16 protein-coding genes, 1 tRNA gene and 7 pseudogenes are annotated in these 21,233 nt (G+C 71.3%); 13 read left to right on the forward strand and 11 right to left on the reverse strand.

Translation table 11 applies throughout. The annotated features are described in order from the left end of the window. Nucleotides 1–8 precede the first annotated feature (8 nt). Together KPL57_RS66540 and rlmB are read left to right on the forward strand one after the other, a co-directional pair. A complete protein-coding gene (locus tag KPL57_RS66540) occupies nt 9–506 on the forward strand; it encodes a DALR domain-containing protein (protein ID WP_374203726.1) in 498 nt (165 codons plus the stop codon). Nucleotides 507–523: 17 nt separating this feature from the next. Next, a pseudogene (rlmB, locus tag KPL57_RS15235) lies at nt 524–1,503 on the forward strand (23S rRNA (guanosine(2251)-2'-O)-methyltransferase RlmB). Between the two features lie 91 nt (nt 1,504–1,594). Here the strand turns inward: rlmB and KPL57_RS15240 are convergent. The 3 genes and pseudogenes from KPL57_RS15240 to KPL57_RS15250 all read right to left on the reverse strand — a co-directional run bounded on the left by KPL57_RS15240 (nt 1,595) and on the right by KPL57_RS15250 (nt 4,375). Continuing rightward, complete coding sequence (locus KPL57_RS15240) at nt 1,595–2,452, reverse strand: metal ABC transporter permease (RefSeq protein WP_374111644.1); 858 nt, start codon at nt 2,450–2,452, stop codon at nt 1,595–1,597. After that, nucleotides 2,449–3,289 (reverse strand): annotated as a pseudogene (locus KPL57_RS15245) (metal ABC transporter ATP-binding protein). Before KPL57_RS15245 ends, KPL57_RS15240 begins: the two are co-directional and overlap by 4 nt. A 96-nt stretch (nt 3,290–3,385) precedes the next feature. Further along, on the reverse strand, nt 3,386–4,375 hold the full coding sequence (locus KPL57_RS15250; RefSeq protein ID WP_308252885.1) for a metal ABC transporter solute-binding protein, Zn/Mn family: 990 nt from the start codon (nt 4,373–4,375) through the stop codon (nt 3,386–3,388). A gap of 126 nt (nt 4,376–4,501) precedes the next feature. Here KPL57_RS15250 and KPL57_RS15255 point away from each other — a divergent pair. From KPL57_RS15255 to KPL57_RS15270, 4 genes and pseudogenes are all read left to right on the forward strand, one after another. Beyond that, nucleotides 4,502–5,604: pseudogene (locus tag KPL57_RS15255) on the forward strand (LacI family DNA-binding transcriptional regulator). Next, nucleotides 5,598–5,878, forward strand: a pseudogene (locus KPL57_RS15260) (MOSC domain-containing protein); the annotation flags it as partial. The pseudogenes KPL57_RS15255 and KPL57_RS15260, both read left to right, overlap by 7 nt. 63 nt (nt 5,879–5,941) lie before the next feature. After that, the gene (locus KPL57_RS15265; protein ID WP_226352130.1) at nt 5,942–6,439 is read left to right on the forward strand and encodes an MOSC domain-containing protein; all 498 of its coding nucleotides are present in this window, start codon (nt 5,942–5,944) and stop codon (nt 6,437–6,439) included. A gap of 454 nt (nt 6,440–6,893) precedes the next feature. Beyond that, nucleotides 6,894–7,976, forward strand: a complete 1,083-nt coding sequence (locus KPL57_RS15270) for a transglycosylase domain-containing protein (RefSeq protein WP_226352119.1) — start codon at nt 6,894–6,896, stop codon at nt 7,974–7,976. A 10-nt stretch (nt 7,977–7,986) separates the two neighbouring features. Here the strand turns inward: KPL57_RS15270 and otsB are convergent, their stop codons facing one another. From otsB to KPL57_RS15285, 3 genes are read right to left on the reverse strand one after another with little or no spacing between them, the layout of a single operon-like run. Next, the gene (otsB, locus tag KPL57_RS15275) at nt 7,987–8,751 is read right to left on the reverse strand and encodes a trehalose-phosphatase (protein ID WP_020627144.1); all 765 of its coding nucleotides are present in this window, start codon (nt 8,749–8,751) and stop codon (nt 7,987–7,989) included. Beyond that, nucleotides 8,748–10,166 (reverse strand): trehalose-6-phosphate synthase, encoded by a 1,419-nt coding sequence (locus tag KPL57_RS15280; protein ID WP_226352120.1) that lies wholly within the window; start codon nt 10,164–10,166, stop codon nt 8,748–8,750. The genes otsB and KPL57_RS15280 overlap by 4 nt, the downstream gene beginning before the upstream one ends. A gap of 34 nt (nt 10,167–10,200) precedes the next feature. Then, nucleotides 10,201–11,673, reverse strand: a complete 1,473-nt coding sequence (locus KPL57_RS15285) for a threonine/serine exporter ThrE family protein (protein ID WP_075309711.1) — start codon at nt 11,671–11,673, stop codon at nt 10,201–10,203. 137 nt (nt 11,674–11,810) lie between these two features. On the opposite strand from KPL57_RS15285, the gene KPL57_RS15290 reads away from it, so the two are divergent. Continuing rightward, nucleotides 11,811–11,885: transfer RNA gene (locus KPL57_RS15290), tRNA-Thr, on the forward strand. Between the two features lie 303 nt (nt 11,886–12,188). Here KPL57_RS15290 and KPL57_RS15295 read toward each other — a convergent pair. Both KPL57_RS15295 and KPL57_RS15300 read right to left on the reverse strand, forming a co-directional pair. Next, nucleotides 12,189–12,953 carry a transposase family protein gene (locus tag KPL57_RS15295; protein WP_226350834.1) on the reverse strand — a complete coding sequence of 255 codons (765 nt, stop codon included), beginning with the start codon at nt 12,951–12,953 and terminating at the stop codon, nt 12,189–12,191. 92 nt (nt 12,954–13,045) lie between these two features. Then, the gene (locus tag KPL57_RS15300) at nt 13,046–13,429 is read right to left on the reverse strand and encodes a MerR family transcriptional regulator (protein WP_226352121.1); all 384 of its coding nucleotides are present in this window, start codon (nt 13,427–13,429) and stop codon (nt 13,046–13,048) included. A gap of 153 nt (nt 13,430–13,582) precedes the next feature. Between KPL57_RS15300 and KPL57_RS72195 the strand changes: the two genes are divergently transcribed. The 3 genes and pseudogenes from KPL57_RS72195 (at nt 13,583) to KPL57_RS15315 (ending at nt 15,398) form a co-directional block, all read left to right on the forward strand. Then, on the forward strand, nt 13,583–13,756 hold the full coding sequence (locus KPL57_RS72195) for an SDR family NAD(P)-dependent oxidoreductase (RefSeq protein ID WP_374203727.1): 174 nt from the start codon (nt 13,583–13,585) through the stop codon (nt 13,754–13,756). An 80-nt stretch (nt 13,757–13,836) separates the two neighbouring features. Then, a pseudogene (locus KPL57_RS15310) lies at nt 13,837–14,624 on the forward strand (transposase family protein). Nucleotides 14,625–14,657: 33 nt separating this feature from the next. Further along, entirely contained in the window at nt 14,658–15,398 is a 741-nt protein-coding gene (locus KPL57_RS15315; RefSeq protein ID WP_226352122.1) for an SDR family NAD(P)-dependent oxidoreductase, read from the forward strand. 452 nt (nt 15,399–15,850) lie between these two features. Here KPL57_RS15315 and KPL57_RS15320 read toward each other — a convergent pair whose 3' ends face one another. Continuing rightward, nucleotides 15,851–16,552: an IS30 family transposase gene (locus KPL57_RS15320; protein WP_308252886.1), complete on the reverse strand. Its 702-nt coding sequence runs from the start codon at nt 16,550–16,552 to the stop codon at nt 15,851–15,853. On the opposite strand from KPL57_RS15320, the pseudogene KPL57_RS15325 reads away from it, so the two are divergent. Continuing rightward, a pseudogene (locus KPL57_RS15325) lies at nt 16,451–17,360 on the forward strand (IS5 family transposase); the annotation flags it as partial. The gene KPL57_RS15320 and the pseudogene KPL57_RS15325 overlap by 102 nt on opposite strands. On the opposite strand, the gene KPL57_RS15330 reads toward KPL57_RS15325, so the two are convergent. Further along, nucleotides 17,333–17,797, reverse strand: a complete 465-nt coding sequence (locus tag KPL57_RS15330) for an alpha/beta fold hydrolase (protein WP_374203723.1) — start codon at nt 17,795–17,797, stop codon at nt 17,333–17,335. The pseudogene KPL57_RS15325 and the gene KPL57_RS15330 overlap by 28 nt on opposite strands. 400 nt (nt 17,798–18,197) lie before the next feature. Between KPL57_RS15330 and KPL57_RS15335 the strand changes: the two genes are divergently transcribed. Both KPL57_RS15335 and KPL57_RS15340 read left to right on the forward strand, forming a co-directional pair. Then, nucleotides 18,198–18,563: a transposase gene (locus KPL57_RS15335; protein ID WP_374203724.1), complete on the forward strand. Its 366-nt coding sequence runs from the start codon at nt 18,198–18,200 to the stop codon at nt 18,561–18,563. A gap of 65 nt (nt 18,564–18,628) precedes the next feature. Continuing rightward, complete coding sequence (locus KPL57_RS15340) at nt 18,629–20,305, forward strand: IS1634 family transposase (RefSeq protein WP_226350710.1); 1,677 nt, start codon at nt 18,629–18,631, stop codon at nt 20,303–20,305. Nucleotides 20,306–20,461: 156 nt separating this feature from the next. On the opposite strand, the pseudogene KPL57_RS15345 reads toward KPL57_RS15340, so the two are convergent. Beyond that, nucleotides 20,462–21,217, reverse strand: a pseudogene (locus tag KPL57_RS15345) (IS5 family transposase); the annotation flags it as partial. Nucleotides 21,218–21,233 lie beyond the last annotated feature (16 nt).

Raw genomic sequence — 21,233 nt, forward strand, 5'->3', positions numbered from 1 at the left:
GGTCGGCGATCGAGTACTCCGACGCCGCGCTGGACGAGGCCGTCGCCGCGTACCGGCGGATCGAGTCGTTCGTGCACCGGGTGCGCGAGCGGCACGGCCTGCCCGAGGTCGCGGCGGAGCTGCCCGGCGCGTTCACCGCCGCGCTCGACGACGACCTGGGAACCCCGCTCGCCCTCGGCACCGTGCACACCCTGGTGCGCGAGGGCAACACCGCCCTCGACGCCGGGGACGTCGCGGGCGCCCTGCGGACCGCGTCCGCGGTCCGTGCGACGACCGAGGTGCTCGGCCTGGACCCGCTGGCAGCCGGCGGTGCGGCCGAGGAGTCGGGCGACGCCGCCCGGCAGGCCCTGGGCACCCTGGTGGAGTCGATGCTCGAGCGCCGCCGGGCCGCGCGCGCCGAGCGCGACTTCGCCACCGCGGACCGGCTCCGCGACGAGCTGCTCGCCGCCGGGATCGCCGTCGAGGACGGCGCCGACGGCTCCACCTGGACTCTCAAAGACGCTTAACTGGACTCGTAGAACTCATGGCAGGCAATTCCAAGCGCCGCGGTGCGATCCGCAAGGAAGGCACCAAGAAGGGCATGGTCGTCGGTTCCGGCGGTCAGGCCCGGCGCGCACTGAAGGGCAAGGGGCCGACCCCGCCCGCCGAGATGCGCCCCGGCCACCCGAAGGCGAGGGCGGCCGCGCGCGCGGCGTGCCGCCCAGGACCCAGCAGCAGCGCCGACGCCCGGTCGCGGGCCGTCGCGGTGACGGGGAGACCCCGGAGACCGTGCTCGGGCGCAACCCGGTCGTCGAGTGCCTGCGGGCGGGCGTCCCGGCGACGGCGCTGCAGGTGGCCACCGGCATGTCCGCCGACGACCGGGTCACCGAGGCCGTCGCACTGGCGGCGGAGCGGGGCATCTCCATCCTGGAGGTGCCGCGCAACGACCTCGACCGGATCAGCGGCGGAGCGCTGCACCAGGGCCTCGCCCTGCAGGTGCCGCCGTACTCCTACGCCCACCCCGACGACGTGCTGGAGGCCGCGGCGCACTCCGGGCGCCCGGCACTGGCCGTCGCCCTGGACGGGGTGACCGACCCGCGCAACCTGGGTGCGGTCGTCCGGTCGGTGGGGGCGTTCGGCGGGCACGGCGTCGTCGTGCCGCAGCGGCGCGCCGCCGGCATGACCGCGGTCGCGTGGCGGACCTCGGCGGGCACCGCGGCCCGGGTCCCGGTCGCACGCGCCACGAACCTGACCCGCACCCTGCAGGAGTACGCCTCCGCCGGGCTGATGGTCGCGGGCCTGGCCGCCGACGGCGACGTCTCCCTCGACGACTTCGACCTGGCCACCGGGCCGCTGGTGATCGTCACCGGCTCGGAGGGCAAGGGACTGTCCCGGCTGGTCCGTGAGACCTGCGACGTGACCGTCTCGATCCCCCTGGCCGGCCGGGTGGAGTCGCTGAACGCCTCGGTCGCCACCGGCGTCGTGCTGGCCGAGGTGGCCCGCCGCCGTCGCACCCACCGCTGACCCGATCCCATGATCGCCGCGACGCGCGGTGATCTGCTCCCCGCGCGCGTCCGGAGGCGCGCGAACAGCGGATCACCGCGCGCCGTGCGGATCAGGCGCGGACCGGGCCTCGGCCGCGCAGCCGGCCCACCAGGCGGCACAGCAGGTAGGCGACGAACCCGATGGTCGCCACGTAGGCCGAGATCGGCAGCCCCGGCGCCAGCGACAGGATCGTCCCGCCGACCAGTGCGACCTCCGCGATGACGATCGCGATGACGGTCGCCAGCAGCGGGTTCGCGGTGACCCGGTTCGCCGCGGCGCCGGGCACGATCAGCACCGACAGCACCAGGATCGCGCCGACGATCGGCACGGCCAGCGCCGTCACCAGCCCGATCAGCACGCTGAACACCAGGGTCAGCGCGCGGACGGGCACGCCGCGCGCCACCGCGACGTCGGGGTCGGTGCTGGCGAACAGCAGCGGCCGGTAGAGCACCGCCAGCGACGCGAGCACGATGGCCGCGACGACCCCCAGCACCCACAGGTTCTGCTGGTCGACCGAGACGATCGAGCCGGTGAGCAGGCCGAAGCGGTTGGAGGAGCGGCCGTCGTAGAGGGCCAGGAAGAGCACGCCCAGGCCGAGCCCGAACGCCATCACCACGCCGATCGCGGAGTCCCGCTCGCGTTGCCGCAGCCCCAGCACACCGAAGATCACCGCGGCGACGACGGCGCCCACCACCGCTCCCACCCCGACGGCGACGCCGAGCAGCAGCCCGGCCGCGGCGCCGGTGAAGGCCAGCTCGGCGGTGCCGTGCACGGCGAAGGCCATCCCGCGGCTGACGATCAGCGGGGCGAGCAGCCCGGCGACCAGCCCGAGCACCGCGCAGGCGATGAGCGCGTTGCGGACGAACGGGTAGCCCAGCAGCGCGCCGGTGCCGGACAGATCGAGGATCCGGGCCAGGAACTCGGTCACGCGCCACCCCCGACCGCGGTGACGCCGTGCTCGGCGTGCTCGTCGCGGGTGACCGGCGAGTCGTCGGCCCCGACCACGACCAGCCGGTCCCGGACCCGCAGCACGTCGACGTCGGTGCGGTAGAGCCGCGACAGCGTCTCCGAGGTCATGACCTCGTCGGTGGTCCCGATCGAGAACCGGCCGTCGACGAGGTAGAGCACCCGGTCCACCAGCGGCAGCACCGGGTTGATCTCGTGGGTCACGAACAGCACCGCGGTGTCCGCGGCGCGGCGGCGCTCGTCGATCAGCCGGGTCACGATCCGCTGGTGGGACAGGTCCAGGCTGAGCAGGGGCTCGTCGCACAGCAGCACCGCCGGGTCCCCGACGAGTGCCTGCGCGACCCGCAGCCGTTGCTGCTCGCCGCCGGACAGCCGCCCGACCGGGGCGTCGGCGTACCCGGTGCCGCCGACCTGGGACAGCGCGCGGTCGACCCGCTCGCGCCGCTCGCGTCGCCGCCCCAGGCCGAGGCCGAAGCGGTGCCCGTCGAGGACCGAGACCGACGAGGTCGCGCCCGCGCAGCGGCAGGTCCGGGTCCAGCGGCTGCTGCTGCGGGACGTAGCCGATCTCGGGGCTGCCGCGTCGCGGGGTGTGCCCGCCGACGGTCACGGTGCCCTCGGACAGCGGGAGCAGCCCCAGCAGGACGCGCATCAGCGTCGTCTTGCCGGAGCCGTTCGGACCGAGGACGGCGACGAACTCGCCGGGTGCGACGTCCAGGTCGAGGCCGGACCACAGGGTCCGGTCCCCGAACCGCAGGCCTGCCCCGCGCAGCGACAGCGCGGACCGTTCCGGGAATCCCATGTCAGCGGTTCAGCGCCGCGGACAGCTCGTCCAGGTTGGCGTTCATCCACTGCACCCAGTCGGTGGTGCCCGCGGGCAGGGTCTCCGACATCTGGATCACCGAAACGTTCGCCTTCTGGGCGCGTCGCGGACCTGGTCGGTGGTCGGCGAGGTCGTCTGGCTGTTCAGGATCAGCGCGTCGACCGGCGGCTGGGCGGTGAACAGCCCCAGCATCTGCGCGACGACGGCGGCCGGCGGGTCGGTGCCCTCCTCGACGGCCGAGGAGAACTCCTGCGGGGTGGCGTTCGCGATCCCGGCGGCCTGCAGCAGGTAGTCGGGCACCGGCTCGGTGACGGCGACCCGGGCACCCGGGTGTGCACGGCCGATCTCGGTGGCCTTCGACGTCAGCTGGGCGACGCCGCCCTGGAGGGTCTGGGCGTTGGTGCGGAAGTACTCCGCGGCGCTCGGGTCGATCCGGCCGAGCTGCTCGGCGAGCTGGTCGGCGACCCGGCCGACCGCGGCCGGGTCGTACCAGACGTGCTCGTTGAACGAGCCGTGCTCGTGCTCGTGCTCGGCGCCCGCGGCGGGCTCGGCCCCGGCCTCACCGGCGTGGTCGTGGTCGGCGCCGGTGGTCGGCTCGGCGGCGTGGTCGTGGCCATGGTCGTCCGCGGCGGCCTCCTGGGCCCCCTCGATGCCGGAGACCTCGACGGCGTCGATCAGCGGGGCCTTGTTGCCGGAGGCGGAGACGAGGTCGGTCATGAAGGCGTCGTACCCGCCGCCGTTCATGAGCAGCAGCTGGGCCTCGCCGACGGTGGCCGCGTTCTGCGGGGTGGGCTCGTAGCCGTGCGGGTCGACGTCGGGGGAGCTGATGATCGACTGGACCTGGGCGTAGTTGCCGCCCACGGCGCGGGCGACGGCCCCCAGGCGTCGGTGGAGGCGACGATCTTCACCTGCGGGGTGTCGGCGCTGGTGGGGGCGTCGACCTGGCCGGAGCCGCAGGCGGTCAGCCCCAGGGCGAGTGCGGCCAGCCCGGCCACGAGCGCGGCCGGGCGGAGCGGGGATCGGGACACGGACGGAACTCCCATCAACACATCGGCATACATTTATTGGAAATCATTCTCAGATTCACTCTACCGTTGCACGGCGCGCCGGGCCCGCGCCCGCCGTGTGATCCCGTCGCGGCCGGTCGGGGCCGACTTTCACGTGCGTGACCGCGCCGCTACCGTTCGGGGAATGACCGGACCCCAGCACCCGCGGCGCCCGGCGACGCTGGCGTCGCTGGCCGCCGAGCTCGGGGTCTCGCGGACGACCGTGTCGAACGCCTACAACCGGCCCGACCAGCTGTCCGCGCCGCTGCGCGAGCGCGTCCTGGAGGCGGCCCGCCGGCTCGGCTACCCGGGCCCGGACCCGGTCGCCCGCTCACTGCGCACCCGGCGTGCCGGTGCGGTCGGCCTCGCTGCACCGAGGCGCTCAGCTACGCCTTCCGCGACCCGGGCGCCACCGGCTTCCTGGAGGGGCTCGCCCTGGCCTGCGAGAAGGCGGGCACCGGGCTGCTGCTGATCCCGGTCAGCCCGGAGCGCTCCGACGTCGACGCGGTCTACCAGGCCGGGGTCGACGGGTTCGTCGTCTACTCGGTCAGCGAGGACGACCCGCACTTCCGGGCCGTCCTGCAGCGCCCGGTGCCGACGGTGGTCTGCGACCAGCCCACCGGGATCACCGGCGTGGACCGGGTCGGCGTCGACGACCGCGCCGGCACCCTCGCGCTCGGCCGGCACCTCGTCGAGCTCGGCCACCGCCGCGTCGGCGTGCTCTGCATGCGCCTGTCGTCGCACCGGCACGACGGCCCGGCCGACATCGCACGCCAGGAGGGGAGCTCCTACGCCGTGCAGCGCGAGCGCCTCGCCGGGCTGCGCGCGGCGTTCACCGAGGCCGGTGTCGACTGGGCCGACGTCCCGGTCATCGAGCGGTTCGAGCACTCCCTCGACGCCGGCGCGGACGGTGCGGCCACCCTCCTGGCGTCGCACCCCGGCATCACCGCGCTGGTGTGTACCTCCGACATCCTCGCCCTCGGCGCGCTGCGCGAGGCCCGCGACCGCGGCGTGCGGGTCCCCGAGGACCTCTCGGTCGCCGGGTTCGACGGCGTGCCCGAGGCCGAGCGCCTCGGCCTGACCACGGTCCGCCAGCCGTTCCGGGAGAAGGGCCTCGAGACCGGGCGGCTGCTGCTCGAGCGCGGCGACCGCCACGTCCCCGAGTACGTCACCCTCCCGACCGAGCTGATCGTCGGGTCGACCACCCGGGAACTGCGTCAGTCCGGGGAGTTCTTCTCCGGATGGTGAGTCTGTCCGGGCTGCGGCGCTACCCGGTGAAGTCCTGCCGGGGTGCCGAGGTGGCGCGCGCCGTCGTCGAACGGGCCGGTCTCGCCGGGGACCGGCGGTGGATGCTCGTCCGCGACGACGGCGCCGTGGTCACCGCGCGCACCCATCCCCGGCTCGTGCTCGTCGCACCCACCCCGCCGCCGACGGGCTCCGCCTGACCGGGCCGGGGATGCCGCCGCTGACCGTCCCGGTGCCCGACGGCGAGCCGCTGCCAGCCCGCGTGCACCGCTGGGACACCGCGGGCGTCCCGGCCGGCTCCGAGGCCGACGCCTGGTTCTCGGACCTGCTCGGCTCCCCGGTGCGGCTGCTCCACCTCGACGACCCGGCCCGGCGCCGTCCCGACCCGGACTTCTCCCATGACGACGACCGCGTCTCCTTCGCCGACGGCTACCCGCTGCTGCTCACCTCCGGCGCCTCGCTCGACGCGCTGAACGCACTGGTCGCCGAGGGCAGGCACGCGGCGGAGGCGCCGCTGCCGATGACCCGGTTCCGGCCGAACGCCGTCGTCGAGGGCGCACCCGCGTGGGCCGAGGACGGCTGGCGGCGCATCCGGATCGGCGCCGCGGAGTTCCGGGTGGCGAAGGGCTGCGCCCGCTGCGTGCTCACCACCGTCGACCCGGAGACGGCGGCCAAGGGCCGCGAGCCGATGGCGACCCTGGCCCGGCACCGGCGGTTCGACGGCAAGGTGTGGTTCGGGGTCAACCTGATCCCGGACGACCCGGGCGCGGAGATCACCGTCGGTGACCCGGTCGAGGTGCTCGACGCCGTCGACCCGGCCTGCGGCCCGCCGCGCTGACCCGACCGGCGACGGATCGTCCCGGCCCGTCGGTATCGTCGGGTTCGGGTCGCCCGTCCGGGTGGCCGGACCGGGCGAGGGGGAGGCTGGGTTGAACGACGCCGGCCCGCCCCGACGCCCGCGCCGCGGCCCGCCGCACGGACGCTCCGCCGTGCCGCCGCCGGCGTCTCCGCCCGCCGCACCGCGCCCGCCGTCGGGTCCGCCGCGCCCTGCCGGCCCGGACCCCGCGCGAGCCCCGGGACCGGGCGGCGCCCGGCCCGCCCCGTCGGACCAGCGCGGCCCGGGACGGGGCGGACCCCCGCGCGTCGCCGGCCGGGGTCCCGCGTCGCCGTCCGCGCCGCCGGCCCCGCCCACCGGGCGTTCCGCGCCGCCCGCACCGCGCGTCGTCCCGCCCCGCCGCGGCCCGGCGTTACCCCCGGCCGCCCCACGGCCGGTCCCACCGGCCGACGACCGCGTGGACGCCGACCGGCGCCGGGACGAGGCATCGCAGGCGCCGGAGGTGCTCCACCCCGCCCAGCGACCCCTGCCCTCCCGCCGCGGCGTCCGCCGGAGCGGCCCGCCCCCGCGACGCGGAGCGGCGGTCCCGGAACCCCGGCCGGAGGTCGGCCGCCCCTCGCGCCGCCCGATCGGGCCGCAGGTCGCGGCGCTGCGGGAACGGCTGCGCCGGCTGCGACCGCAGCGGCCACCGGGGACCCCGCCGCCGTCGACCCGGGCCCGGCTGCGCAGGGTGCTGCGCTGGGCGCTGGTCGCCCAGACCGTCCCGCTGGTCCTGGTACTGCTGTTCACGCTGGTCAACCCGCCGTACACGATGTTCCGGCTGTGGAACTTCGGGCCGACCGTCGCGCAGTGGACCGACGCCGAGCACGTGTCGCGCAACTTCCTGGTCGTGGTGATGGGGCAGGAGGACCAGCAGTTCCCGGAGCGGACGCTCGCCGTCGACTACGGGATGCAGTGGGCGCGCGTCCAGGCGTACCTGGACGGCACCGACGACCCGTCCGGGTCGACGATCACCCAGCAGACCTCGAAGAACCTGTTCCTGTGGGCCGGTCGTTACCCGCCGCTCGAACCGCTCCGCAAGGCACTGGAGATCCCGCCGGCCGAGACGATGGAGATCGTCATGTCCAAGCGGCGGATCCTGGAGATCTACGTCAACGTCGCGCAGTTCGCGCCGCGCGTCTACGGCGTCTGCGCCGCGTCCTGGTACTACTTCGGCAAGTCCAGCCGCTCGCTCAGCGTCGACGAGTCCGCCCAGCTCGTCGGGCTGCTGCCGTCCCCGCTGCACGTCGAGCGCGCCCCCGGAGGTGGCATGCGCTTCCTCGGCGACGCCAACGGCAACGGCGTCGCCGACCCCGGCGAGCGCGGCTGGATCAGCGCGAAGGGCTACTGGCACGCCCGCGAGCGCGCCCCGCGCTGGTACGCCCAGATGGGCGGGCTCGCCGCGACCGAGGGCATCGGCATCGCGGGCAACGCCTCCGACCTGCCCGCCGCCGACGACCCGTGCCGCGAGCCCCCGGCCGCGCTGGCCGACCTCGACTGACCCGGCCCCGTCACGCCCCGGTGCGCAGCGCGGCGAGACGTTGCAGGACCGCGGCCATCTCCTGCGGGTCGGCGACCCGGTACCCGGCGGCGGTGTCGCCGTCGCCGACCTTGATCCCGACGTCGCCGTCGCCCAGCACCCGGAACGCGGTCTCGTCGGTGACGTCGTCGCCGCCGAACAGCACCGCGTCGACGCCCAGCGCTGCCCGCAGCGCGTCGACCGCGGACCCCTTCGTCGTCTCGACGACCGCCAGGTCCAGCACGTCCTTGCCGGCGGTGGCGTCCACCCCGTCCCGGACCCAGTCGGCGCGGACCCGTTCCAGCAGGGCCGTCCCGGCGGCCGGGTCCATCCCGCGCACGTGCACCGCACCGCCCGCGGGCTTGGTCTCCAGCCGCGCCCCGGGAGTCCCGTCGACCACGGCGCGCAGGCCGTCGAGCAGCGTCGCGCGCCGCTGCTCCTGCTCGGCGGTGAGGAGGCCGCCGCGGCCGAGCAACGCGCCGAGCTCGTCGTCGTACTCGGCGCCGTGGCTGCCCACCAGCCCGACCGGCGGGCCGAACCCGGAGACGGCCGCGAGGTCGTCGCGGCCACGCCCGGACAGCATCACCACGGTCGTGTCGTCGAGCGCGGCGAGACGACGGACGGCGTCGGCGGCGGCCGGCAGCGGCCGGGACGCCGACGGGTCGTCGACCAGCGGGGCCAGCACGCCGTCGAAGTCGAGCGCGACGAGCAGCCGCGGCACCCGGGCGAGGCGGGTCAGCGCGTCGTCGAGGCTCACTGCTCCACCCGGATCCCGAGCGCCTCCAGGAACGAGGTCGCCCAGCGGTCGACGTCGTGGTCGAGGACCTGTCTGCGCAGGGTGCGCATCCGTTTCCTGCCCTCCTCGGCGTTCATGGTCAGCGCCGCGTACAGCGCCTCCTTGACGCCGTCGGTGTCGTGCGGGTTCACCAGCAGGGCACTGGTCAGCTCGATCGCGGCGCCGGCGAACTCGGACAGCACGAGACAGCCGCCGTCGTCCGGGCGGCAGGCGACGTACTCCTTGGCGACGAGGTTCATGCCGTCGCGCAGCGGGGTCACGAGCATGACGTCGGCGGCGAGGAAGAACGCGGCAAGCTCCTCGCGCGGCAGCGACCGGTGCAGGTAGTGCACCGCCGGGTGCCCGACGCGGGCGAACTCGCCGTTGATCCGCCCGACGGCCTGCTCGATGTCGGCGCGCATCTGCTGGTAGTGCTCGACCCGCTCGCGCGACGGCGTCGCCAGCTGGATCATGACGGCGTCGTCCACGGTCACCCGCTGCTCCTCCAGGAGTTCGTGGAAGGCGCGCAGCCGGACGTCGATGCCCTTGGTGTAGTCGAGCCGGTCGACGCCCAGGACGATCTTGCGCGGGCTGCCCAGCTCCTCGCGGATCTGCGCGGCGCGCTTCTCCACCTCGGGGGTGCGGGCCAGCTCGTCGAGCCGGTGCGAGTCGATCGAGATCGGGAAGGCGCCGAGCCGGATACGCCGGCCGCCGTGGCGGAGCACCTCGGGGTCGCGCTCGGAGACGGCCCCGGCGAGCTCCTGGGCGAGCCAGTGGAAGTTGCGGACGCCGCCGTCGGTGTGGAAGCCGACCAGGTCCGCGCCGAGCAGCCCCTCCATGATCCGGGTCCGCCACGGCAGCTGGCGGAACAGCTCGACCGGCGGGAACGGGATGTGCAGGAAGAAGTCGATCCGCAGGTCCGGGCGCAGCTCGCGCAGCTTCCCCGGGACGAGCTGCAGCTGGTAGTCCTGCACCCAGACCGTCGCGCCGTGCGCGGCGATCTTCGCGACCTCCTCGGCGAAGCGCTGGTTCACCGCGGTGTAGGCGCGCCACCAGTGCCGGTGGAACTGCGGCGGCGCGACGACGTCGTGGTAGAGCGGCCACAGCGTGCCGTTGGAGAAGCCCTCGTAGTAGTCGGTGACCTCGCTCGCGGTGAGCGTCACCGGGAACAGCGACAGGCCGTCCTCGGCGAAGGGCTCGACCTCGGCGTCGGCGACGCCCGGCCAGCCGACCCAGGCGCCCTCCCGGGCCCGCAGGGTCGGCTCCAGCGCCGTGACCAGGCCGCCCGGGCTGCGTCGCCAGGTGGTGCTGCCGTCCGGGTGCCGCTCCAGGTCCACGGGGAGCCTGTTGGCCACCACCACCAGATCCGCCGCCGACACCGGTTCCCCTGTGGACACACGCCCTCCTCGACGCTCGACCCTCGCGCCGACCCTACTTCGGATCGGCGCCGTCGGCCGTGCCGTCCGACACCGGGGAGCCGACGGCCGCTCCGCCGGTGGGTGAGTTCTCGGCCCCGCCGGGCCGGTCCTCCGGGCGGCGGCGCGGGCTGGCCACGAACTGCCCCAGGGCGACGCCCGCGGCCAGCGCCAGCCCGACGGCCAGCGCGATCGTGATCGTCACCAGTCCCTCGGACGGCCCCTCGATCGCCAGCTGGTAGAAGCCGCGGTAGGCGGCCAGACCGGGCAGCAGCGGTGTGACCCCGGCGAGGGTGACGACCATCGGCGGGGTCTGGGTGCCCCGGCGCAGCAGGCCCGCCGCCAGGCCGACGACGAGCGCAGCGGCCCCGGTCGCCGGCACCTGCCCGAGCCCGGCGTTCTGCGTGAGCAGGCCGTAGACGAGCCAGCTCGACGCGCCGACCGCGCCCGCGATCGGCAACGACCGCAGTGGCGCGTACCCGGCGAGCGCGTAGAACGCCGCCGCCAGCGCACCGGAGACCAGCGACAGCCCGAACTGGCCGGGACCGGACGGCAGGTCCCCGGACACCTCGATCTGGGTGCCCATCGCGAGCCCCAGCTGCAGCCCCAGCACGACGCCGGTCAGCAGCCCCGCCGACAGCAACGAGATCTCCACCATGCGCGCGGCCGCGGTCAGGTAGTAACCGGTCAGCGCGTCCTGCACGGTCGAGACCACACTCAGCCCGGACAGCAGCACCGTGATGCCGGCCGCGACGACGTAGGACGCCCGGGTGCCCGGCGGGAACACCTCCAGCTGCACCAGGGCCACCGTCGAGGCGGTGACGAGGAACCCGCCGACCACCTGCTGGAAGAACGCCGCGACCCCGCGCCGCGCCAGCACCCGTCCGATCCGGTCGATGATCGCGGTGGTGACGAACGCCGTCGTCGCGGTCAGCGGGCCGCCGCCGAGCAGCAGGGCGATCGACGCGGCCAGCGCGGCCCAGCCGAACGTCGCCACCCAGCGCGGGTACGGGTGCGGATGCCGCACCACCTCCGACACCTTCGACGACGCCGCCCGCACGTCGAGCCGCCCCGCCTCGACCTCGCGGATGATCTCCTCGGTCTCGGCCAGCCGGGAGAGGTCGAGCGTCCGGTAGCGGACCAGCCGCATCGTCGTCACCGGCTGCGCGGCGTTGCCCCGGTGGCAGCACATGGTGATCGAGGTGAACGTGATGTCCACGTCGACGGCGGGCAGACCCGCCAGGTTGGCCAGCCGCAGCATGGTCGCCGTGACCTCGTCGACCGACTCGCCGGAGGACAGCGCGATCTCACCGATCCGCATGCAGAGGTCCAGGACCTCCTGCACGCGGGCGTCGTCGGGGACCTGCGGGCCGAGCATGAGCATCGGCACCGTCGACGGACCCGGGGTGAGCAGCCGTCTCGCGTCACGCCGCAGCGCGCCGCGCAACCGCCGCGCGAACCGGTCGGCCGGCGGCGTTCCCTCGGCCACGGGTCACTCCCTCCGTCGGTGCTGTCCGCACCAGGCTAGGGGCGGGCCGACGGCGCCCTGCCCGGCCCCACACCCGGCGTCGGCGGGGGCGGGCGGGAGGGTCGTGACGGTGCCGGGGCGTTAGGCTGTGGTCCCTCGCCGGTGTAGCTCAGTGGTAGAGCAACCGCCTTGTAAGCGGTAGGTCGTCGGTTCGATCCCGACCTCCGGCTCCAGGTCCGAACAGCGGAAACGCTCGGATCCTCGAGCCTGCGACGTGGAGCCATGGGTCGTGCGAACGGGTCCTGCTCGCCGGCTCGCGGCGGACGGGGCGACCGCTTTCATCCCATTCGCGACGCGGCGAGGCAGAACCCCGGGCGTGGGTCCAGCCGCGACGAATCTAGGTGTTGCTGGCCATGACGTTGCCGACGTTGGATGGCGTTGTCCGGTCACCCTGTGTGGGGTCCCATAGCCCGGTCGCGGAGCCGGCCCGTAGGTGGTCGCCGTAGAAGCCGACCTTGAGGCTTATTCAGGCTCCGTCAGGTAAGTGCGTAGAAGATGAGTCCGATGACTGCCGAGATCGTCGTTTTAAATGTGGCGTAGGGTCGGCGGTAGTCTGTGTGGAGAACTTTCCACGACTTGATATGGGCGATGACTCGCTCGATGGTGGCGCGTGTGCGGTTGAGGCTCTTGTTGAATGTTTTCTGCCAGTCGAGAAGTTCCCGGCCGGGTTGTTTTTTGAACGGGGTGAGCATGCCGCGCCCGATGTAGCCTTTATCGCCGATCGGTGGGTATGTGGCGAGGTGGTCGAGGGCGCCGGATTGGTCGAGGCAATGTAGGTCGTGTCGGGAGCCTGGGGTCGGGTCGGAGATCCACGACAGCTGCCCTTCCAGGGTGGCTGCGACCTGGACGACGACGCCGGTGGTGCGATGCTTGCCCGACCACAGACCTGGTACGGCGGTCCATGACCAGCAGGGCAGCAGGGTTCCGTCGATGATGTACTGCCGATCGGCACGAAGCTCCTCCGCAGTCGGAACTACACTCCGCAGCGCCTGCGCCAGCAACGGTGTCACCCCCGCGATCGCTCGACTGACCGTCGACTGCGACACCCCGTAGGTTTCCGCCAACTCCCACTGCACACGATTCCCGCGCAGATACGCCAACGTGATCACCACCGACCAGAACAATCCCAGAATCGGCGGCCAAGGCCGTCGCAGGCCAGTCGCGTTCCGCTGATCCTGCTCATGCACCAGAGCGGCAAGATCCTGAATCTCATCACGCCGAAAGCCAGTGGTATAGTACATACTGCGACAGCCCATTCATCTCGGATTGATTCGACAAACCAATCTTCGCGATGGACGGGCTGTCGCCCAACCCGACACGCCGGGCTAGATCGTTATTTCACGGGCCCTGAATAAGCCTCCTTCCACTGGATCAGGGCGCGGGATTGCTCGAGAGCCTCAATCTGGCCCTCGATGCGATGCAGGTGCGCGTCGAGGATCCGTAGGCGTTCGTTCTCGTTGCCTGGCCCCTGTCGGACCAGCGCGGCGAGTTGGGCGAGGTCCGTGAGGGGCATGCCTGATTCGCGGAGCTTGACGCCGTATCGGAGCCACTCGATATCGGCGGCAGTATATGTTCGTCGGCCGTCGGCTGTCCGTCGTACGGGGCTGACGAGCAGGTTCTCACGCTCGTAGTACCGCAACGCGTGCACACTAAGCCCTGTCCGTTCAGCGACCTCACCGATCGTGAACATCTCCTGGGCCTGTCCCGATTCACTCATGCGACCCTCTTTCGCCCTTGACCTAGAGGGAACTCTAACTCCTACGTTGGCGGCATGACAGCGAATGTGCAGGCACCTCTCGACTCCGGATTCACCGCCACGTCCACGACCGATGACGTGATGGCGGGTGTCGATCTGGGGGGCGCGACGGCGATGGTCACGGGCGGATACTCGGGCCTGGGTCTGGAAACAACCCGTGCCCTAGTGAAGGCGGGTGCGCGCGTGCTAGTGCCCGCGCGGCGTCCCGAGCTCGCCCACGAACGACTTGGACACCTCAGCAACGTCACTGAGCCTTTCCCAACCTGTTTGTGCTGGTCAGGGGTGTGAGGTGCGTGGCTTGTCGTGAGATGGGTGGGGCTCCTGGTAGACGGATAGCTGTCGCGCCACCGCCTACCGAGGAGCCCCGCGTGTTGTCCTACCCATCCGGGATGTCGATGTCCACTCGCACGGTTCGTGTCCTGGCCGGGCTGCTGCGCGGACATCGTCGCCGGATCGGGACCCGGTGGCGGCTCCTGACCCCGGCCCGTCAGGCCCTGCTCGTGCTCGCGCACCTACGTAAGGGCGAGACCTACACCGACCTGGCCAGCGGATTCAGAGTCGGGAAGTCCACGGTGTCCCGGTATGTCGCCGAGGCGATCGGGCTGCTCGCTGCGCTCGCGCCGACCCTGGAGCAGGCCATCACGGTCGCGGCCGGGAAGGCGTTCGTGATCCTGGACGGGACGCTGCTGCGTATCGACCGGGTCGGCATGGGCTCGGGCTATGACCGGGCGTTCTATAGCGGGAAGCACAAGTGTCACGGGCTGAATGTGCAGGTCATCGCCGACCCCGCGGGTCGGCTGGTGTGGATCTCCCCGCCGCTACCGGGGGCACGGCACGACATGGGCGCTGCCCGGATCCACGGGATCATCGACGCGGTCAACACCACCGGGGTGCGGGCGGTCGCTGACACCGCCTACCAGGGCGGCGGTCCCGCGATCACCGTCCCGCACCGACGCCGACGCCGCGATCTCGACACCGGCCCCTGTCAGCGAATCAGAAGGCCGTCAACGCCGCTCACGCCCGACGGCGGGCACCGGGTGAGCGGGTCAACGCCGAGCTGAAGAACTGGAAGATCCTCCGCAAGATCCGCTCCAGCCCCTCCCAGGCTGCTCAGCTCGTCGCAGCGATCCAGACCCTCATGATCACCACCGCCTGACCAGCACAAACAGGTTGGGAAAGGCTCACTGTGATGCACATGGACCTGGCGGACCTCGCGAGCGTACGCGCGGCCGCCGAGCAGTTGGGCGCGTCCGAGTCGCGGCTCGACGTGCTGATCACTGCAGCCGGGGTGATGGCTTCTCCCGTGCGGCGCGTCGGACCGGGTTGGGAGAGCCAGTTCGCGATCAACCACCTCGGCCACTTCGTCCTCGTGAACCTGCTGCTCCCGCTACTTGCGAATGCGGACGGAGCGCGAGTGGTGTCGTACTCCTCTGCGGGACACCACCTCTCCGACATCAGGTGGGACGACATGGCCTTCGAGCGCGGCTACGACAAGTGGCTCGCCTATGGGCAGTCGAAGACCGCCAACGCGCTGTTCGCCGTCCACCTCGACGCGATCGCGAAGGACAAGGGCATCCGCGCGTTCTCCCTGCACCTTGGGAGCATCTTCACCGAGCTCCAGCGCGACATCACGCCGGAAGAAGGGGTCGCGCTGGGATGGACCGACGCAGAGGGCAACGTCATCGCGCCCGGACTCAAGACGCCCAGCCAGGGCGCGGCGACCGGCCTCTGGGCGGCGACGTCACCGGACCTCGCCAACCATGGTGGGGCCTACTGCGAGAACTGTGACATCGCGCCGCTCGCCAGTCCAGACGGCTCGATGGACGACGGTGGCGTACGCCACTACGCCGTCGACCCGGCCAACGCCGAACGACTCTGGGAAGTGTCGGCCCAGATGACCGCCATCGAAGGTGCGTCCGCGGGTAGATGACGCACGCGAACGCCCCGCTGTCTATCGAGGGACGCCGTCGACTGATCGATCGATGCCGCACCCGCCTGATTGGTCACGGCTCTTCCGAGATGGGGAACTCGCGCTACGGAATTCACAAAGGGTCAGTCGCTACAAGCAGTTCGGATACCTCGGGCTCGTGTATCGCTCGTCAACGTCGCTACAACAATCGACCGCGACCGACGCGCCTGTGTGGTTCTCACCGCCTGACGAACGACGTCCTGAACCGAGTGATCATCATTGTGGTGGTTTCCGCGGTCGTGGGGAGCGTCGTGTTGGTGCAACGCCGACACGATCGATCCCGACCTTCGATCCGTACGCCGGGCCCGATCATGTCGTCTGATGTGATTTGGGCGGAGATGCTCGGCGATCTCCGGATCCGGATGGGAACGGCATACTCCGGCCCGGTTCGCCGCTGGAACAGTCCGGCGCGCTCAGGCGGTGGAAGCACTTGCCTCGATGAGTTCGCTGAATACCTCGGAGGGTTTCTTCCAGTCGAAGATTTTACGTGGTCGGTCGTTGATGTCGGCGGCGATCATGGACAGGTAGGTGGGGTCGGAGGGGATCTCCACGCCTTTGGGGAGGTACTCGCGCACGATGCGGTTGAGGTTCTCGTTGCTGCCGCGCTGCCAGGGAGAGCGCGGGCGAGCGAAGTAGACCGGCATCGAGCCCTTGGACACCACGTGGTGGGCGGCCATCTCGGCCCCGCAGTCCCAGGTCAGCGAGCGGCGCATCACCTCGGGGAGCCCAGCGGTCGCAGCGACCACCGCCCGGGTCACAGTGTGGGAGTCACGCCCGTGCAGCGGGACCAGGACCAGGAACCGCGAAGTGCGCTCCACCAGCGTCGCTACCGCGGTCTTACCTGCTTTACCGATGACCAGGTCGCCCTCCCAGTGCCCGGGCACCGCCCGCCCCTCAGCCTCAGTAGGTCGTTCATCGATGTAGGTCGGTTCGACGATCCGGGGAGCAGATGGAGGCCTACCGCCGCCACGACGGGCCTGACTTCGGTCACTTGTCTTAGAGCGTGTTTGGAAATGGTGGGTGTGTCGGGATGGTCGACACGGCTGGGGTGCTCCATCGTGGTCGGCATGCAGGAACGACCGCGCCGGTACCCCTCGGACACCAGTGATGCCCAGTGGGTGGTGATCGAGCCGTTGTTACCGCCGCTCGCGCGGCGGGGGCGGCCTGTTGCTCATGCTCGTCGGGACGTGCTGGACGCGATCTTGTATGTCGTGCGGACCGGGTGTGCCTGGCGGGCGTTGCCGGTGGACTTCCCGCCCTGGCAGACCGTCTACTGGTACTTCAACCAGTGGGAACAGCAGAAGGTCACCGAGAAGATCCTCCCGGTCGTGCGGGGGCAGTTACGTATCGCCGAGGGCCGTGATCCGGAGCCGAGTGCGGGGATCATCGATTCCCAGTCGGTCAAGGGCGCCGACACCGTCGGCCAGGACTCCCGCGGCTACGACGCCGGGAAGAAGACAGGCGGACGGAAACGGTTCATCGTGACCGACACCCTCGGTCTGCTGCTGACCACGATGGTGTGCTCGGCCTCGGTACAGGACCGCGACGGCGCCAAGCCGATCCTGCTCAACCTCTACCTGCGCACCAGGGTGCGGTTCGTCTACGCCGACGCCGGCTTCGCCGGGCGACTGCTCGACTGGGCCGCCACGATCCTGCAGACAACGATCGAGATCATCCGCAAGCCACCCGAGCAGCGCGGATTCACCGTCCTCCCACGAAGGTGGGTGGTCGAACGGACCCTGGCCTGGCTCACCGCACACCGACGCCTGGCCCGAGACTACGAACGCCACCCCACCACATCCGAAGCCATGATCCGCTGGGCCGCGATCAACACCATCACCCGCCGCATCGCCCGTGGATACCCCGCCACCCGCCAGCAGAAACACACGACACCCTCAACCCACTAGAATTTCCAAACACGCTCTCAGTGCCTCGCCGATCGGAACGCTGTCGAGAACGGCGAGCCGGGACACGAGGTGTGGGGTGTCCATCGCCATGCGGAACGCCACGTACGAGCCTCGGTCGTGGCCGACGACGGCGGCATCCTTGTGTCCGAGCCGTCCGAGCAGCCGGCTCATGTCGGCTGCCATTGCTCGCTTGGAGTACGGCGCATGGTCATGGGTTGTGGGTGGCTTGGACGACGCGCCGTAGCCGCGTAGGTCAGGGCAGATCACGGTGTATCCGGCATCGACCAGCAGCGGGGCGACGCGGTGCCAGGTCGCCGCAGTACGGGGATGGCCGTGCAGCAGCAACACGGCAGGACCGTCTCCGCCGTAGCGCACTCTCAGGGCGACGTCGCCGACCGTAATCCGCTCGTCGGTGAAGTCCCGAAAGAAGCTCCCCGGCGTCCCGTACCTCATCCGTTCATCGTTGCCGATACTTCACCGCGCGGCTCGGTGCCGCCGTAGGTCGCCACTGGGCCGGAGGCGGGAACCTCCGGCCGGTCAGGGCCGATGTGACGACGTGAAGAATGGCCTCACCGGGCGGACGGACCGGTATCGGGTCGGTCAGATCGGTTGTCCCGGCGGCGCCGCACGAGTGCAGTCACCATTCCTGCGACGGCGACGAACCCGGCCATCACGCCCACCAGCAGGGAGGCGCGCTCAGGCGGTCGTAGCACTTGATCTTGTTGTTCGGCGAGGAACAGGATCATGACGTGCGGAAACTGTTGACTTTGGCTGATCGGGAGGAGATCTCCCGGGGTTGGCCGCTGGCCGGCGGTTGTGCGACATCGCTGCGGTGGTGGGGCGGGATCGGTCGGTGATCTCTCGTGAGGTCGCCCGTCACGGCGGCCGGGCCGGCTACCGGGCGGGGCCGGCTGAGGAAGCGGCGCGGGTCGGGCGGTCCCGGCCGAAGATGTTCGCGGTGGACCGGTCACCGCGGCTGCGGGAAGTAGTGACCGGGTTGTTGCAGATCGGCTGGTCCCCGGCCTCGATCGCGGGCCGTCTGCCCCGGCTCTATCCGACCGACGAGACTTACCGGGTGTCTCACGAGGCGATCTACCAGTGGGTCTATGCCACCCCGGTGTCCACCCTGGCTCGCGAGTTGATCGCGTTACGGACCCGCCGGACCGCCCGTCCTGACTTTGGTCACCCGAGCCTGGTTTCGCAGCTTGTACTGCGCTGAGCTGCGGTGATGTGTTTGCGCGGGAGCGGTGTGAGGCACTAATTCGGTGCTCTACGCTCGGTCAGGTGGCGTGGGTGAGGCGGGTACGGACGGCCTCCGGGGCGACCGCGGTCCAGATCGCCGAGTCCGTGCAGGGCCATCGACGGATCGTGGCCCATGTCGGGTCAGCGCACACCGAGGCCGAGCTGGGCCTGCTGGTCGAGCAGGCCCGTGGGCTGATCGACGACGCTGCACAGCAGGCCCTGGATCTGGGCGTCGCGCCGTCACCCCGGCGGGCCGAGCTGATCGCGCCCACCGCGGCCGGCGGTGCCACGCAGGAGGGGCTGTTCGGCCAGATGCCGCGGCGCGCCCCGAGCACCACAACCCGGCGGGTGGGTGCGCCGCAGGTGATCACGACCGGGTCGCGGGTGCTGTTCGACATCCTCGCCGAGGTCTACGCGGGCCTCGGGTTCGCAGAGGTCGCTGATGACACGTTCCGCGACCTGGTGATCGCCCGGATCGTCGAGCCCACGTCCATCCTGGACACCGGTCGGGTGCTGGCCGGTCTGGGCGTCACCGCGGCGAGCGAAAAGACGATGCGCCGCACCCTGCTGCGCTGCACCGGGCGCAGCTACCGCGACGAGATCGCGAGGGCCTGCTTCACCCACGCCCGTGGCAGTGGGGATGTGTCGTTGTGTCTCTACGACGTCACCACCCTCTACTTCGAGGCGGAGAAGGAGGACGACCTGCGCAAGGTCGGGTTCTCCAAGGAACGCCGGGTCGACCCGCAGGTCGTCGTCGGGCTGCTGGTCGATCGCGCAGGGTTCCCCCTCGAGATCGGCTGTTTCGAGGGCAACAAGACCGAGACCGCGACGATCCTGCCGATCATCGAGGCCTTCCGGGCCCGACACCAGCTGCCGGTCGAGCCGGGCGGGATGGTCGTGGTCGCCGACGCAGGGATGCTCTCGGCCGCGAACCTGCGCGACCTCGACGAGGCCGGCCTGCGGTTCATCGTCGGCTCCCGACTCACCAAGGCCCCGGTTGACCTGGAGTCGCACTTCCACTGGCACGGCGACGCCTTCGTCGACGGGCAGATCATCGACACCCTCACACCACGCGACCGCCGCACCGGGCGCAGCGAGAACAGCCCGAAGGTCAAGGCCGAGCCCGTCTGGAACCCCAACCAGCATCCGGGATCCTGGCGGGCGGTCTGGGCCTACTCCACGAAGCGGGCCGTCCGGGACCGGCGCACGTTGACCCTGCAGGAGAACCGGGCCCGCGAGGTCATCGCCGGCGAGAAGCCCGCGCGCACACCGCGGTTCGTCAAGGTCACCAACGGCTCCCGCGCCCTGGACGAGGCCTCCTTGGCTCGGGCATACCGGTTGGTCGGGTTGAAGGGCTACGTGACCAACATCCCGGCCGGCGGCGCAGCGGCCGGGGAGATCATCGGCGACTACCACGACCTCTGGCACGTCGAGCAGTCCTTCCGGATGAGCAAAACCGACCTACGCGCCCGCCCGATGTTCCACCACCAACGCCAGTCCATCGAAGCGCACCTGACCATCGTGTTCACCGCCCTCGCAGTCGCCCGCGAGATCCAGAACCGCACCGGGCTCACCATCCGCAACGTCGTCCGCCAGCTCCGACCACTGCGCTCGGCCACCATCGCCATCAACGGCACCCAGCAGACCTTCCCGCCCGCCGTCCCCGCCGACAAACAGGCCCTCCTCGACGCGCTCCGTCAGCCCGCGGCGAAGCACTAAGAGCGTGTTTGGAAATTCTAGTGGGTTGAGGGTGTCGTGTGTTTTCTGCTGGCGGGTGGCGGGGTATCCACGGGCGATGCGGCGGGTGATGGTGTTGATCGCGGCCCAGCGGATCATGGCTTCGGATGTGGTGGGGTGGCGTTCGTAGTCTCGGGCCAGGCGTCGGTGTGCGGTGAGCCAGGCCAGGGTCCGTTCGACCACCCACCTTCGTGGGAGGACGGTGAATCCGCGCTGCTCGGGTGGCTTGCGGATGATCTCGATCGTTGTCTGCAGGATCGTGGCGGCCCAGTCGAGCAGTCGCCCGGCGAAGCCGGCGTCGGCGTAGACGAACCGCACCCTGGTGCGCAGGTAGAGGTTGAGCAGGATCGGCTTGGCGCCGTCGCGGTCCTGTACCGAGGCCGAGCACACCATCGTGGTCAGCAGCAGACCGAGGGTGTCGGTCACGATGAACCGTTTCCGTCCGCCTGTCTTCTTCCCGGCGTCGTAGCCGCGGGAGTCCTGGCCGACGGTGTCGGCGCCCTTGACCGACTGGGAATCGATGATCCCCGCACTCGGCTCCGGATCACGGCCCTCGGCGATACGTAACTGCCCCCGCACGACCGGGAGGATCTTCTCGGTGACCTTCTGCTGTTCCCACTGGTTGAAGTACCAGTAGACGGTCTGCCAGGGCGGGAAGTCCACCGGCAACGCCCGCCAGGCACACCCGGTCCGCACGACATACAAGATCGCGTCCAGCACGTCCCGACGAGCATGAGCAACAGGCCGCCCCCGCCGCGCGAGCGGCGGTAACAACGGCTCGATCACCACCCACTGGGCATCACTGGTGTCCGAGGGGTACCGGCGCGGTCGTTCCTGCATGCCGACCACGATGGAGCACCCCAGCCGTGTCGACCATCCCGACACACCCACCATTTCCAAACACGCTCTC

Source organism: Pseudonocardia sp. ICBG601 (genome assembly GCF_020496245.1).

Bases quoted from the DNA above. Each gene is read 5' to 3' on its own strand.
- KPL57_RS15295 (WP_226350834.1), bottom strand. From the start codon at position 12,953: ATGTACTATACCACTGGCTTTCGGCGTGATGAGATTCAGGATCTTGCC.
- KPL57_RS15300 (WP_226352121.1), bottom strand. From the start codon at position 13,429: ATGAGTGAATCGGGACAGGCCCAGGAGATGTTCACGATCGGTGAGGTC.
- KPL57_RS72195 (WP_374203727.1), top strand. From the start codon at position 13,583: ATGGTCACGGGCGGATACTCGGGCCTGGGTCTGGAAACAACCCGTGCC.
- KPL57_RS15315 (WP_226352122.1), top strand. From the start codon at position 14,658: ATGCACATGGACCTGGCGGACCTCGCGAGCGTACGCGCGGCCGCCGAG.
- KPL57_RS15330 (WP_374203723.1), bottom strand. From the start codon at position 17,797: ATGAGGTACGGGACGCCGGGGAGCTTCTTTCGGGACTTCACCGACGAG.